Here is a 13947-nt window from a genome sequence, read left to right as displayed (position 1 = left end):
TCTCCTCAACTCTCGCCATCGGAATTTATACAATCAAGTTGTACAACCAGACTGTACAAACTGTCCAGGCCCTGGCTAAACTCCGCTGGTGGACGACGCCCTCGCAGCAGACCTCCGGCAGGCAGTCGGCGAACTGGTTCGCGCCGTCAGAACCGTCGACACCATGCCCCCCGGCCATGCCGCCATCCTCGGCTACCTGGACCGCAGTGGCCCGCTGACCACAACCGACCTGGCGCAACGCCGCAAAGTCACCCACCAGTCGGCGGCGAAATCCGTCAAGGAACTACTCGCCCTGGGCCTGATATCCGCCCACCCCCACCCCGAGGACCGCCGAAAACTCCTCCTGCACCTCGCCGATGCCGGTCGAACCCGCCTTCATGCGGAGCGTTCCCAACGCGCCGACTCCCTCGAAGCGGCCATCCGTGACTCCCTCGACCCGGATGAGCAGCAGCACCTGCGCACCTGCGTCGAGCTGCTCACCCGCCTCACCCGCCGCCTCAGTGAGGGGTGAGGGCTGGGATGGGAAGCGTTTCGGCCCAGTCGCGGGCCATGTCCTTGGGGCTGATCGGGGTGGAGGCGTCGTGGCGGGCATGGTCGCCGACCTGAGTAGCGCCGCAGGCAGTGAGCTTCTCGGCCGCGATTTCCCCGCCGCGATTGAAGGTGTCGCCGTAGACGCTGTCGCCGAGGCCGAAGACGGCGAAATGAAGACCGGCCAGGTCGGGACTGGTCGCGTCGAGGATGTCGAAGAACGGTTCGGCGCCGGTGGGGAGGTCACCGTCGCCGGAGGTCGAGCAGATGACGACGTGGAAGTCGGTGCGGTCGAGGTCGCCCGGGTCGAAGTCGGTCATGTCGTAGATCGAGACGTCATGACTCGACAGTTCGTCCGCTACGCAATCCGCGACAGTCTCGGAGGTTCCCAGTTCGGAACCGAAGAGAATTACGACGCGCACACCAGCCTCCTTCGGAATTTATGTAAGGCTAGCCTAACAGTCTCCGGCATCGATCCGGTATCCCGAGCAGGTCGCGGCAGGTCGGCGGGGCGCTCGTTGTTAGCCTGAGCCCGACGAACGGGAAGGAAGCGTGCATGGCGACTATCGAAGAGGCGCTCGAGATAGAGCAGCTCGAACGCGACATCTTCCGGGGTGCGTCCACCAAGACGCAACTGCCGCGCACCTTCGGCGGCCAGGTCGCCGGGCAGGCGCTGGTCGCGGCGGTCCGCACCGTCGACCCGCACTATCAGGTGCATTCGCTGCACGGCTACTTCCTGCGACCCGGACATCCCGAACAACCCACCGTCTACCTGGTGGACCGCATCCGGGACGGGCGATCCTTCTGCACGCGACGCGTGACCGGAGTGCAGAACGGTGAAGCGATCTTCACCATGTCCGCCTCCTTCCATATCGGCGACGAAGGACCCGAGCATCAGGACGCCATGCCGGTCGTCCCCGTGCCCGAGGAACTGCCCGACGCCGCGGAATCCATGAGCCCGGAACGGCTCTGGGCCATGCGCGAATGGGAGCACTGGGATATCCGCACCGTCCCGCAGGACGAGATCCCGCGCCGCGACGGACTGATCGCCCAGCAGCAGGTGTGGTTCCGCTACCGGCACCCGCTGCCCGACGATCCGCTGTTCCATGTCTGCACCCTCGCCTATATGAGCGATATGACGCTGCTCGGATCGTCCAAGGTCATCCACCCGGACGAGCCCACCCAGAACGCCTCGCTCGATCACGCCATGTGGTTCCTGCGCCCCTTCCGCGCCGACGACTGGCTGCTCTACGACCAGCAGTCGCCCTCGGCCGGCGCGGGCCGCGCGCTCACCGGCGGACGCATCTGGAACCAGCAGGGTGAAATGGTCGCAGTTGTCATGCAGGAAGGGCTGATTCGCACTTTCCGCGAGAAGCACACCGAGTCCTTCCCACCCGGCACCAACTGAACCCCCGGATACAAGGACGGCGTGCCGACCGTGAAACGGTCGGCACGCCTTCACTTTTCGCGGTAGTCAGGCCGTCTGCACCCGCAGGTGGCAGACCACCGTGTCGGACATCTTGCGCAGTACCTTCTCCAGTTCATCGCTGCGGTGACTCGGCAGCACGCGGTTCCAGCCCGCGGGCGGCTCCACCTCGGCGATCACCACCACCTTGCGGCGACCCGGGAAGTTGTCGCGGACATAGCGGGCCACCGGTCCGCCGACGGTCGCATCGCCGTCCTCCAGCAGGATCAGCCGCACGCCGGGATGCCACGATTCCCATTCCTTGGTGAAGACGGTGATGTTCTCATCCGGTAGGCAGACATGCACCGCGGTCACATCGCGGCCCAGGGACATGGCCGCCGACAACGCTTCCCGGCTCAGTTCCGAGACCTCCGACACCGGCACCACGATGGCGGTCTCCGTCGGCCGCGGCTCCTCCGGCAGGCACCCCCGGCCGCGGCAGCCTTCGATCTTGCCGTAGGTGGAGCGAACTCGTTCCATGGCAACCACCAGCAGCGGCAGCACCAGCACGATGAGCCAGGCGCCCTCCATGAACTTCATGGCGGTGGTGACGACGGTCGCGACCGCGGTCAGCACCGCGCCGAAACCGTTCAGCGCGATCCGCCACCGCCAGCCGTCGGTCCGCACCTGCAGCCAATGCCGCACCATGCCGACCTGCGCGATGGTGAAGCCCACGAACACGCCGATCGCGAACAGCGGCACCAGCGCATTCATATTGCCGCGCGAGGCGATCAACAGCACGGCCGCCGAAATGCCCAGCGCGAGAACACCGAACCGATACACCTGCCGCTGCGAGCTCACCGCGAAACGGTGCGGCAGGCAATTGTCGTCGGCCAGGATCTTGGTCAGCGTCGGCAGGCCGCCGTAGGAAGTATTGGCGGCCAGCGCCAGCAGGATCACCGTCGCGAATTGCACCACGTAGTAGGTGATTCCGTGCCCCAGCGCCGCCTCGGTCAGCTGCGACAGGATCGTGGTGCCGTCGATCGGATGGATCGAGAACTTCCCGATCAGCGTCGCCAGCCCGATCAGCATGAGCCCCAGCAGCACACCCAGCGCCACCTCGGCGCGCTGCGCCCGCTTCACCTTCGGCGCCTGGAAGCTCGGCACCGCGTTCGCGATGGCCTCCACACCGGTCAACGCCGCGCAGCCGCTGGAGAAGGCCTTGAGCAGCAACAGGATTCCGATGGTGCGCGCGTTCTCCTGCACCACGGTGCCCGTGGCGACCGTCTCCGGATGCGCTCGCAGCAGACCCGCGACGATCACTACGAAGATGCCGAGTACGAACACCACGGTCGGCGCCATGAACGCCCGCGCACTCTCCCGGATGCCGTACAGATTGAGCACGGTGATCCCGGCGAGCACGGCCAGGCAGATCCACACCGTGTACGAGAACAGTCCGGGGAAGGCCGAAGTCAGCGCCGCCACACCCGCCGCGATGGACACCGCCACATTGAGTATGTAGTCGACGATGAGCGACGCCGCCGCCACCAGACTGGTCCGCCGCCCCAACTGCGATTTGGCCACGGCATACGCGCCGCCACCGTTCGGGAACGCCGCGATCACCTGCCGGTAGGAGGCGATGAGCACGGCCAGCAACACCACGATCGCCAGGGTCACCGGCAAGGTGAAGCCGAGTCCGGCGGAGCCGGCCGCGGCCAGCACCAGCACGATCGCCTCGGGACCGTAAGCGACCGAGGCCATGGCGTCCAGGGACAGTCCGGCGAGCCCGGTGGAGACGGTCAGCCCGTGGCGGGCCTGCGGTACGTCGATTCCGCCACGCGATCCTGTCGTCCTCGGCGGCAACACATCAGTCACATAGCGGAGTGTTGTCCGAAATCAACTCGGGAACACCCCTCCTGACGATTCCCTGACGGCCGGGTGAGTAGGGCCACACGATCACGACGATCCGGACATGCGGTCCCGGACGTAACCAACGGCCTATCTAGAGATGTCCGGCCGAGTCCCCTGATACCCGGGGCCATGGGTTCGGCGGGGCCCGATGGGAAGGGAATCCGAATGTCACCTCGAAGCAGCAGCCGTTCGGCCGCCGTCGCCCGGCTCGCCGCGATCGCCGCGACCATGGCCGCCGTACCGGTCGTCGCCGTCACGATCGGCGGAACCGCCGGTGCGGCAACGGCTCCGGCGGAACAGAGCGCCGTCCTCGGCGCCGCGGCACGCGCTCACCTGGCGACGCTGATCGATCAGGGCATCACGCTCGCCCCGATCGCCGCCGCCGACCGCATCCGGCCCGCCGCGACCGAACCGACCCCGTTCCATCAGTTCCATCAGGCCGGTCCGTTCCGTCAGGGATTCCACCAGGGGTTCAACCAGGCGGTGCCGTTCCATCAGGCGCCCGGCAACCCCTTCATCCAGTTGGTCGATCCCTAGATCTCGTCCGTCCGAACAGAGGGTGCCGAATGGAACCGATCAACCGGAACCTGCAGATCGTGGTGAAGGTCTCGAAGTTCTCCAATCTGCGCTGCAGGTACTGCTACGAGTACCCGCACCTGGCCAATCACGCGGCCATGTCCCGCGAACAGGTCACCGCGATGTACCGCAACCTGCACGACTACCTGCTCGTGGCCGACGAACGTGACGGTGCGCGAACACGATTGGAGTTCGTCTGGCACGGCGGCGAGCCGCTGCTGCAACCCGTGCAGTTCTACCGGCAGACCCTGGCCGACCAGCGGGAGATCTTCGGCGAACGCATCGCGATCTCGAACTCGGTGCAGACCAATCTGATGATCCTCGACGAGGAACGCCGCGCACTGCTGCGCGACGGCTTCGACTCGGTCGGCGTCTCCCTGGACGTGGCAGGCGGGCTGCGGGTGAACCGGGCCGGCCGCGACTCGCAGACCCGCGTCGCCGCGAACCTGGACGAGCTGACCGCGTCGGGCGTACGGGTCGGTTGCATATCGGTGCTGACGGCGCAGAACATCGATGCCGTCGACGAGGTCTTCCGCTTCTTCGAGGCGCGGAACCTGAACTTCCGCGTGCTACCGCTGTTCGATACCGGTGCGCCGGGCCAGACCACGCCGTTCGAGGTCACCCGGGAACGGGAACTGTCCGCACTCGCGCGATTGGTCGACCTGTGGCTGGCGGGCGACACCCTGCAACGCCCGCCCGCACCCCTCGACGGCTATGTGCAGATCGCCGCCCGCTACCTGGCCGGAACCGACGGACCGGAGTATCACGACCGCCGCGAATGGCTTCCGCTGTTGCTGGTCGACATCGACGGCTCGGGCTACACCTACGGCGAACCGTACGGCGATCCGCACTGGTCGGTCGGGAACATCTGCACCGAACCGTTCGCCGAACTGCTGGCGAGCCCGGTGTTCGAGCGTTGCGCGGTCGCGGCGGAACGCCGGGTGGCGGGAAACTGCCTGTCCTGCCCGTTCTTCGACGCCTGCGGTGGGTCGCTGGTCGCCGAGACCGAGTCGCGGGAACGCGATCAGGACGGTCACGGCACCCTGCTGTGCACGGCCCGGCCGGTGATCGCCTATATCGCCGAACAGCTGCACGGCCGGGTACCCGACACCGTGGCGCACTGGCGGCAGCGGCATGCGCTCGCCTGATTCGCCCGTGCCGCACCATCTTTCGACACACAGTCCCGGGGAACGCGCAATGATCCTCCGCCCGAACGATATCGACCATCCGGGTCTGCTCGACGGCATGACCCTGAAGTTCCCGCCCGGCGCGGCATACGCCGGACGGGTCGAACTGAGCTCCGGCTTCCTGCCCGCGGCCGAAGGCCCGCTTCCGGGCACCTACGCACCTGGCAGCTGCGTGCCTCGCCCGCCGTGGCGTCCGCCGAGCTGTCACGAATCCTCGCTGCTGTACGGCACACCCGGTGCGCTGCCCGGCGAATGGATAGCCCTGCTGCCGGTGCCGCAGCGGGTGCTCGAAGCCTGCGCCGACCTGCGCGCGGCCGCGGCGGCCGGCGCCGAGCAGGCCGTGCGGTCCCTGATCGCCGGTCCGGGTGGGCGCATGGCCCTGGTCGAATTGATCCGGTGGGCCACCACCCTGACCGATCCCGCGCGCCCCGGTATCGAGGCTCCGCTGCTCTACGGCATGACCCCCGCCGGGAATCTGACGATGACCATCGGCGGTCACGGTCGCCGGGTCGGGCTGCACGTCGACACCTGGTACGACAACTCGCTGGCGGAGCGTGCGGCGGCGCCCAATCGCATCTCCGTGAATCTCGGTGCCCGCGAACGTTTTCTGTTGTGCGTCAATGCGCCGCTCCAGGTCATGGCCGCGGCGTTGCGCGACCGCGGCCTGCTCGACGGCGTGAGCGATCCGCGGTTCGCGCTGGGCGCGCGCTTCATGCAGGTGTTCCCGGACTACCCCGTCACCAAGATCACCGTCCGCCCGGGTGAGGCCTATCTCGCGCCGACCGAGAACATGCTGCACGACGGTTACGCCGAACCGCACGGCCAGGTGGACCTGCAGTTCAGCTGCCGGGGCCGGTTCCTGCCGCCGGTGCCGCGGCCGACCGGGGTGAGTTCGGGCCCGGCCGCCGCCCGAACGTATGCTCGACGGCGTGAAACCGACGATTGGTGTGCTGGCTCTCCAGGGTGACGTGCGCGAACACGTGCATGCGCTGCACGAGTGCGGCGCCGAAGCCGTTCCGGTGCGGCGGGAATCCGAGCTCGCGGTCGTCGACGGTCTGGTCATCCCCGGCGGGGAGTCCACCGCCATCAGCAAGCTGCTCGAGGTCTTCGACCTGCTGGAACCGCTGCGGCAGCGGCTGCGTGACGGCCTGCCCGCCTACGGTTCCTGCGCGGGCATGATCCTGCTGGCCTCCGAGGTGCTCGACACCCGCCCCGATATGCAGGCCCTGCACGGCATCGATATGACGGTGCGGCGCAATGCCTTCGGACGTCAGGTCGATTCCTTCGAAACCGATCTGGATTTCGCCGGTCTGGACGACGGCCCGGTGCGGGCGGTGTTCATCCGCGCCCCCTGGGTGGAGCGGGCCGGCGACGCCGTCGAGGTGCTGGCGCGGGTGCCCGCGGGCCCTGCGGCCGGGCGCATCGTCGCGGTGCGGCAGGGCAATGTGATCGCGACCTCCTTCCACCCCGAGGTGACAGGTGACCTACGCGTGCACAAACTGTTCGTGGATACCGTGGTACGACCTCGCGCCGGAGTTTGACGCGAATCACGTACCCTCGAATGTTGGAAACCAAACAGACCCCCTGAAACGAGGAAGTAGGGAATGAGCGGCCACTCCAAATGGGCCACCACCAAGCACAAGAAGGCTGCCATCGACGCCAAGCGAGGCAAGCTTTTCGCCAAGCTGATCAAGAACATCGAGGTCGCGGCGCGCACCGGTGGCGGTGACCCGGATGGCAATCCCACCCTCTACGACGCCATCCAGAAGGCCAAGAAGAACTCGGTCCCGCTGGACAATATCGAGCGTGCCCGCAAGCGTGGCGGCGGCGAAGAGGCCGGTGGCGCCGAATGGCAGACCATCATGTACGAGGGCTATGGCCCCAACGGCGTGGCGGTGCTGATCGAGTGCCTCACCGACAACCGCAACCGCGCCGCCGGTGAGGTGCGCGTGGCCGTATCCCGCAATGGCGGGAACATGGCCGACGTCGGTTCGGTGTCGTACCTGTTCTCCCGCAAGGGTGTCGTCACCCTGGAGAAGAACGGCCTGTCCGAGGACGACGTGCTGATGGTCGTGCTCGACGCCGGCGCCGAAGAGGTCAACGACCTCGGCGACGAGTGGGAGGTCATCTCCGATCCGAGCGACATGATCGCCGTGCGCACCGCGGTGCAGCAGGCCGGCATGGAGTACACCTCCGCCGAGTCCGGCTTCCAGCCGTCGGTGACCGTGCCCGCCGACGCCGACCTGGCCCGCAAGGTGTTCAAGCTGGTCGACGCGCTCGAGGATTGCGACGACGTGCAGAACGTCTACACCAATATCGATGTCTCCGACGAGGTGCTCGCCGAGCTCGACGCCTGAGTTCAGCGACTCCCGAAGGCCGCCCCTGGAATTGGGGGCGGCCTTCGTCGTAACCGAACGACCGTCGGCCCGGATATCCCACTTGTACAGAGGTTTTGGAGTCGGGGTTCGTTATTGGTCGGGGCTGTTCAGAGGAGTTGACAATTCATATGTCTCAACGGTTGACCGTCGGGCTGGGCATCGGCGCACTCATCGCGGGCGCTGTCGGCGTGCTCGCACCGCAGGCCGCCGCGAAGGACCTCGCGCCCGGCGTCTCCTGCGGCGACAACGGCTTCTGCCGCAACGACACCGACGACATCTACTACATCACCGGGCAGGTGACCTGCTCGGGCTTCCCGGGTTCGGTCGAATCGTTCTCGGGATACGTGGGCCGCCACCACACGGACCCGATCCCGATGAGCTGTCCCAGCGACTACACCCCCGGCACCATGGAACAGGGACCGCCGACCATCGGACCCGACGGGGCCATGCAGATGGCTCCGCCGACACAGTCGCCGGGCACCTGGACCAGTAACTACCCGGTGTCCATCGACTGGCAGACGGCCACCGTCGACAACGACCAGAAACTGAAGCCGAGCACCGGCTCTTCCTAGTCGGGGCCGTGCCCGGGCCTCGGCGCGGAAACTTGTCGGTGGGCTCTGTCATGGTCTACGGGTGACCGAGCGTGAGCCCTTCCGTATCCGCGTCGATGTCCGGGTCTCCGACCTGGACCAGCAACTGCATGTCACCGGCGCCGCCTACCAGCAGTACGCCGACCACTCGCGCTTCGAATGTGTTCGGGCCGCGGGGGTTTCGGTCGATGATCTGCTGCGCGACGGCTTCGGGCCGGTGAATCTCGAGACCGTCATCAAATATCAGCGGGAACTACGCGCGGGGGATTGGGTGGATGTGTCCTGCGCCTGGGTCTGGGGTGCGGGCAAGACCTATCGGGTCGAGCACGCCTTCACCCGGCCCGATGGCGAATTGTCCGCCACCATCAGCTATGTCAGTGGACTGATGGATCTACGCGCGCGCAAACTGGTGCCGGATCCGGCGCGCGAGTGGGCAATTCGGGCAAAGGATCCGACATTGCTGAACCTGGAACCTGTCTGCCCTTGAGGCCGTGTCGGTGGACAATGGCGCTTCGAGGGTCCGTTAGACTCTCGAACAGTTGTTCGTCTTCGGTGAGAGGGGCTTTGGTGCGGGTGATGGGCGTCGACCCCGGGCTCACCCGGTGCGGGCTCAGCATGGTCGAGGGGGGAGTGGGGCGGTCGGTGACCGCCCTGGAGGTCGACGTGGTGCGTACCCCGCCCGAGATGGATCTGGCCGAGCGGTTGCTGCTCGTCTCCGATGCCGCCGAAATGTGGATGGACAAGCACGAACCCGCGGTGGTCGCCATCGAACGCGTCTTCTCCCAGCACAATGTGCGCACCGCCATGGCTACCGCGCAGGCGGGTGGCGTCATCGCGCTCGCGGCGGCGCGGCGGAAGATTCCGGTGCACTTCCACACCCCGAGTCAGGTGAAGGCCGCGGTCACCGGAAACGGTTCCGCGGACAAGGCGCAAGTGACCGCCATGGTTACCCGTATCCTCGGGCTGGCCGTCGCGCCGAAACCGGCCGATGCCGCCGACGCGCTCGCCCTGGCGATCTGCCACTGCTGGCGCGCGCCCATGCTGGACCGCATGGCGAAGGCGGAGGCCATGGCCGCGGCGCAGCGGCGCATGTACGAGGAAAGGCTTGCCCAGCAACGCCGTAATGGCCGAGAAGGAAAGGCGGTAACGCGGTGATCGCGTCGGTACGCGGTGAGGCGCTCGAGATCGGGCTCGACCATGTGGTGCTGGAGGCCGCGGGTGTCGGATACCGGCTCAATGCCACCCCCGCCACCCTGGCCACGCTGACACGCGGCGAGGATGCCCGCCTCTACACGACCATGATCGTGCGCGAGGACTCCATGACGCTGTTCGGCTTCGCCGACACCGAGGCACGCGATCTGTTCGTGCTGCTGCAGACGGTGACCGGCGTCGGCCCCAAACTGGCCATGGCCATCCTCTCGGTGCTGGAACCCGAGGCGCTGCGCAAGGCGCTCGCCGAATCCAATGTGGCGGCGCTGACCCGCGTGCCCGGCGTCGGCAAGCGCGGCGCCGAACGCATGGTGGTGGAATTGCGCGACAAGGTGAATCTGGTTCCGGTGCAATCGGGTCCGCCCGGATCCGGGCCCGCGCCCATGGTCACGCCGGTGCGCGATCAGGTGGTGGACGCGCTCATCGGCCTCGGGTTCCCGGCCCGGCAGGCGGAGGGCGCGGTGGACGCGGTACTCGCCGACGAGCCGGGTATCGGCACCTCGCAGGCCCTGCGGACCGCGCTCGGACTGCTCGGCAAGAACCGATAGGCCACCATGATCGACGATATGGATGAGGGCGAATTCCCGGTCGGCACAAGCTATCCGGGTTCGAGCGCGGAGGAGTTCCCGCGCGAGGTTCCCTTCGGCACGGCCTATCAGTCGGCCGACCCGGAGGAGTCTGCGGTCGACGCGAGCTATCTGCAGTCCGATGGGGAGATCGAGGCCAGCCTGCGCCCGAAATCCCTCGACGATTTCATCGGCCAGCCACGCGTGCGCGAACAGCTGGCCCTGGTGCTGCGCGGCGCGAAAATGCGTGGCGGCACACCGGATCACGTGCTGCTGTCCGGCCCGCCCGGCCTCGGCAAGACCAGTATGGCCATGATCATCGCCGGGGAACTCGGCACGGCCCTGCGCCTCACCTCCGGCCCGGCACTGGAACGCGCCGGCGACCTGGCCGCCATGCTCAGCAATCTGGTCGAGGGCGATGTGCTGTTCATCGACGAGATCCACCGCATGGCCCGGCCCGCCGAGGAAATGCTGTACCTCGCCATGGAGGACTTCCGCGTCGACGTGGTTGTCGGCAAAGGCCCGGGCGCGACCTCGATCCCACTCGATATCGCCCCGTTCACCCTGGTGGGCGCCACAACTCGATCCGGCGCCCTGACCGGCCCGCTGCGTGACCGCTTCGGCTTCACCGGCCATATGGACTTCTACGAACCCGATGAGCTGCAACAGATCCTGGAGCGCTCCGCCCGAATCCTGGGCGTCCACCTGGAATCCGACGCCGCCGCCGAAATAGCAGGCCGCTCCCGCGGCACGCCCCGTATCGCCAACCGCCTCCTGCGCCGCGTCCGCGACTACGCCGAGGTCAAAGCGGACGGCATAGTCACCGTCCCGATCGCCCACGCCGCCCTCGCCGTCTACGACGTCGACGTCCTCGGCCTGGACCGCCTCGACCGCGCCGTCCTGGGTGCCCTCATCCGCAGCTTCAACGGCGGCCCGGTCGGTGTCTCCACCCTCGCCGTCGCCGTCGGCGAGGAAGCCGCCACCGTCGAGGAAGTCTGCGAACCCTTCCTGGTCCGCGCCGGCCTGGTCGCCCGCACCCCCCGCGGCCGCGTCGCCACCGCGGCGGCCTGGGAACACCTCGGCCTGCTACCACCGCCCGATCTGGTCTTCGGTTCCATAGAGGTCCGCCCTCGCGAACCCCAGATGGACCTTTTCGAACCGTAGATCCATTGCCCGGCGGGCGATCTCGGTTGCTCGTGAGCAGGCCACTCTCGCGGTGAGGTGGGTGAGGCCGGCTGCGACGACATGATGGCTGCCGCCGTTCGGGCGGCTTCCTGTGCGAGGGCGGTAATGGTGAAACCGACCGCCGATCACGTCAGGCGGTCACTGCCCCGCACCGGTCCGATCGCGCAGGATTGTCAAGGTGCGCATTCGTTTCCGGCGGGGCGCATCTCGGACCGTGGTATCCGATGCAGCCCGGTGGCGCGCAGCAGGGCGCCCGCCCCAATGCTGCGCGGGCGGGCGTCTCGTGAACGGTATGTGCGCCCGGCTCGGGTTCCCGAGCCGGGCGCTGTCCGGATTCCTGCCGGGCGTCAGTCGACGGTGAGGACGAGTTTGCCTACGGTGCGGTTGGTTTCGCCGAGGGCGTGGGCCTTGGCGGCGTCGGCGAGGGGGAAGATGCCGGCGATGGTGGGGCGGAGGGCGCCGGATTCGGCGAGTTGGCGGAGGGCTTCCATGCCGGCGTGGTCGGCTTCGACGAGGAGGCCCTCGGCGCGGACGCCGAGTTCTTCGGCGGCGGCGTCGAGTTCCGCGGAGCTGCCGGCGCGGATCGCGACCATGATGCCGCCGGGGCGGAGGCTGCGCAGGGAGCGGAGGGCGTGGGCGAGGTCGATGGGGTCGAGGACCATGTCGGCGTCGCGGACGGCTTCGGTGAAGTCGGTGGTGCGGTAGTCGAGGACCTCGTCGACGCCGAGGCCGCGCAGGTAGTCGTGGTTGGCCGCGCTGGCGGTGCCGATCACGTGGGCGCCGCGGGACTTGGCGATCTGGACGGCGAAGTGGCCGACCCCGCCCGCCGCGGCGTGGATCAGAACCTTCTGTCCCGCTTGCACATTCGCGGTGTCGACCAGGGCCTGGTAGGCGGTGAGGGCGGCGAGGGGGATGGCGGCGGACCGGATGTGGTCGAGGTTGGCGGGTTTGTGGGTGAAGGCGCGGGTCGGGCCGGTGACGTACTCGGCGGCGGCGCCGTGGCCGTGCGGGTAGGGCAGCATGCCGAAGACTTCGTCGCCCGGCTTGAACAGGGTGACGCCGTAGCCGACCGCTGCCACCTCACCCGAGACGTCCCAGCCCAGGACGTGCGGCGGGGGCGGCAGGAACAAGCCCGCGACGGCGCGGTGCTTCCAGTCGGTGGGGTTCAGGCTGGTGGCGCGCACCCGCACCAGGATCTGGCTCGGCCCCGGCTGCGGGACGGGCAGTTCCACCTCGTGCAGTACCTCGGGGCCGCCCAGGACTTCCTGGCGGATGGCCTTCATGGTCTCGGGAATCGTGATGTCCTTCGCGCTCATGTTCCTCAGCTTGCCGTCTCGGGCCGGTCCGGGAAATGGCGCGATTGCCATTATTCGATAGAATCGTGCCATGCCATCCGATCCTGCCGAGCAGTCCGCGCCCGCCCGTCCGCATCGAGTCGTCGTGCTCGCCCTCGACGGCGTATACCCGTTCGAGCTGGGCATCCCGAACCGGGTTTTCGGCACCGCCGACGGCCGCTACGAGATCGTCACCTGTTCACTGGACGGCGGCCCGGTCCACAGCAGCTCCGACTTCGATATCGCGGTGGCACAGGACAGTTCGGTGCTGGCCACCGCCGACACCGTGATCATCCCGCCGTGTGATGTGCTGCCCATCCTGAACGACGGTCTGCCCCAGGAGGTTTCGGAGGCGCTCGCTCGCATTCGCCCGGGCGTCCGGATCGTCTCCATCTGCACCGGCGCGGTGGTGGTGGCCGCGGCCGGCCTGCTCGACGGCCGCCCCGCCACCACGCACTGGAATCTGGCCGATCACTTCCGTGGCGCCTTCCCGGACGTCCGCCTGGATCCCGATGTCCTGTACGTCGACGACGGCGACATTCTCACCTCGGCGGGCGCGACGGCCGGAGTCGATCTGTGCCTGCACCTGATTCGCCGTGATCACGGCAGCGAAGTGGCCAATATGGTGGCCCGCCGCTGTGTGGTCCCGCCGTGGCGGGAGGGCGGGCAGGCCCAGTTCATCGAACAGCCCATGCCGCCGGCCTCGGACGCCGGCACCGCGGCCGCGCGCCAGTGGGCGCTGCAGAATCTGCACGAACCCCTCGCCATGGCGGATCTCGCGGCCCGGGCGCGGATGAGCGGCCGCACCTTCGCGCGCCGCTTCCGTGATGAAGTGGGAATGAGTCCCGGTCGCTGGCTGATTCAGCAGCGTGTGTTCCGGGCTCGTGAATTACTGGAATCCACCGATCTTTCCGTCGACCGCATTGCGGGGGAGGTCGGCTTCGCGACGGGCACATCGTTGCGTCAGCATTTGCACGAAACGATCGGCGTCTCACCTCTAGCTTACCGGCGTACGTTCCGGACCGGGGCCGATGCCCTGAATTGATTGGGTGATAAAGACCTCTGCGGCGAATTCGAA

General features: G+C 67.7%; 16 protein-coding genes. 13 read left to right on the top strand and 3 right to left on the bottom strand.

Translation table 11 applies throughout. The features are described from left to right. Positions 1-88 precede the first annotated feature (88 nt). A complete protein-coding gene (locus tag ACIP5Y_RS30635) occupies positions 89-511 on the top strand; it encodes a MarR family winged helix-turn-helix transcriptional regulator (RefSeq protein ID WP_400355297.1) in 423 nt (140 codons plus the stop codon). On the opposite strand, the gene ACIP5Y_RS30630 is transcribed toward ACIP5Y_RS30635, so the two are convergent. After that, the gene (locus ACIP5Y_RS30630) at positions 498-950 is read right to left on the bottom strand and encodes a flavodoxin domain-containing protein (protein ID WP_400355295.1); all 453 of its coding nucleotides are present in this window, start codon (positions 948-950) and stop codon (positions 498-500) included. The genes ACIP5Y_RS30635 and ACIP5Y_RS30630 overlap by 14 nt on opposite strands. 134 nt (positions 951-1084) lie before the next feature. On the opposite strand from ACIP5Y_RS30630, the gene ACIP5Y_RS30625 reads away from it, so the two are divergent. Further along, positions 1085-1936, top strand: a complete 852-nt coding sequence (locus ACIP5Y_RS30625; protein ID WP_400355293.1) for an acyl-CoA thioesterase — start codon at positions 1085-1087, stop codon at positions 1934-1936. A 66-nt stretch (positions 1937-2002) separates the two neighbouring features. Here the strand turns inward: ACIP5Y_RS30625 and ACIP5Y_RS30620 are convergent, their stop codons facing one another. Beyond that, positions 2003-3694 (bottom strand): APC family permease, encoded by a 1692-nt coding sequence (locus ACIP5Y_RS30620; RefSeq protein ID WP_400355877.1) that lies wholly within the window; start codon positions 3692-3694, stop codon positions 2003-2005. A 315-nt stretch (positions 3695-4009) separates the two neighbouring features. On the opposite strand from ACIP5Y_RS30620, the gene ACIP5Y_RS30615 reads away from it, so the two are divergent. From ACIP5Y_RS30615 to ruvB, 10 genes are all read left to right on the top strand, one after another. Then, positions 4010-4381 carry a hypothetical protein gene (locus tag ACIP5Y_RS30615; protein ID WP_400355291.1) on the top strand — a complete coding sequence of 124 codons (372 nt, stop codon included), beginning with the start codon at positions 4010-4012 and terminating at the stop codon, positions 4379-4381. A 29-nt stretch (positions 4382-4410) separates the two neighbouring features. Next, positions 4411-5568 (top strand): radical SAM protein, encoded by a 1158-nt coding sequence (locus tag ACIP5Y_RS30610; RefSeq protein ID WP_400355289.1) that lies wholly within the window; start codon positions 4411-4413, stop codon positions 5566-5568. 49 nt (positions 5569-5617) lie between these two features. Beyond that, positions 5618-6574: a hypothetical protein gene (locus tag ACIP5Y_RS30605; RefSeq protein WP_400355287.1), complete on the top strand. Its 957-nt coding sequence runs from the start codon at positions 5618-5620 to the stop codon at positions 6572-6574. Further along, entirely contained in the window at positions 6525-7148 is a 624-nt protein-coding gene (gene pdxT / locus ACIP5Y_RS30600; protein ID WP_397002282.1) for a pyridoxal 5'-phosphate synthase glutaminase subunit PdxT, read from the top strand. The genes ACIP5Y_RS30605 and pdxT overlap by 50 nt, the downstream gene beginning before the upstream one ends. Before the next feature lie 63 nt (positions 7149-7211). Next, complete coding sequence (locus ACIP5Y_RS30595; protein WP_397001259.1) at positions 7212-7964, top strand: YebC/PmpR family DNA-binding transcriptional regulator; 753 nt, start codon at positions 7212-7214, stop codon at positions 7962-7964. A gap of 149 nt (positions 7965-8113) precedes the next feature. Next, the gene (locus ACIP5Y_RS30590; RefSeq protein ID WP_400355285.1) at positions 8114-8557 is read left to right on the top strand and encodes a hypothetical protein; all 444 of its coding nucleotides are present in this window, start codon (positions 8114-8116) and stop codon (positions 8555-8557) included. 61 nt (positions 8558-8618) lie between these two features. Then, on the top strand, positions 8619-9062 hold the full coding sequence (locus ACIP5Y_RS30585) for an acyl-CoA thioesterase (protein ID WP_400355283.1): 444 nt from the start codon (positions 8619-8621) through the stop codon (positions 9060-9062). An 80-nt stretch (positions 9063-9142) separates the two neighbouring features. Beyond that, entirely contained in the window at positions 9143-9730 is a 588-nt protein-coding gene (ruvC, locus tag ACIP5Y_RS30580) for a crossover junction endodeoxyribonuclease RuvC (protein WP_400355875.1), read from the top strand. Further along, positions 9727-10332 (top strand): Holliday junction branch migration protein RuvA, encoded by a 606-nt coding sequence (gene ruvA / locus ACIP5Y_RS30575; RefSeq protein ID WP_400355281.1) that lies wholly within the window; start codon positions 9727-9729, stop codon positions 10330-10332. The genes ruvC and ruvA overlap by 4 nt, the downstream gene beginning before the upstream one ends. Before the next feature lie 18 nt (positions 10333-10350). Continuing rightward, a complete protein-coding gene (gene ruvB / locus ACIP5Y_RS30570) occupies positions 10351-11514 on the top strand; it encodes a Holliday junction branch migration DNA helicase RuvB (protein ID WP_400355279.1) in 1164 nt (387 codons plus the stop codon). A 368-nt stretch (positions 11515-11882) separates the two neighbouring features. Here the strand turns inward: ruvB and ACIP5Y_RS30565 are convergent, their stop codons facing one another. Next, a complete protein-coding gene (locus ACIP5Y_RS30565) occupies positions 11883-12851 on the bottom strand; it encodes an NADP-dependent oxidoreductase (protein WP_400355277.1) in 969 nt (322 codons plus the stop codon). A 70-nt stretch (positions 12852-12921) separates the two neighbouring features. Between ACIP5Y_RS30565 and ACIP5Y_RS30560 the strand changes: the two genes are divergently transcribed. After that, entirely contained in the window at positions 12922-13914 is a 993-nt protein-coding gene (locus ACIP5Y_RS30560) for a GlxA family transcriptional regulator (RefSeq protein WP_400355275.1), read from the top strand. Positions 13915-13947 lie beyond the last annotated feature (33 nt).

The sequence above is a fragment of the Nocardia sp. NPDC088792 genome (genome assembly GCF_044750615.1).
GTDB lineage: Bacteria > Actinomycetota > Actinomycetes > Mycobacteriales > Mycobacteriaceae > Nocardia.
This window is presented reverse-complemented; position numbering and strand designations above follow the sequence as displayed.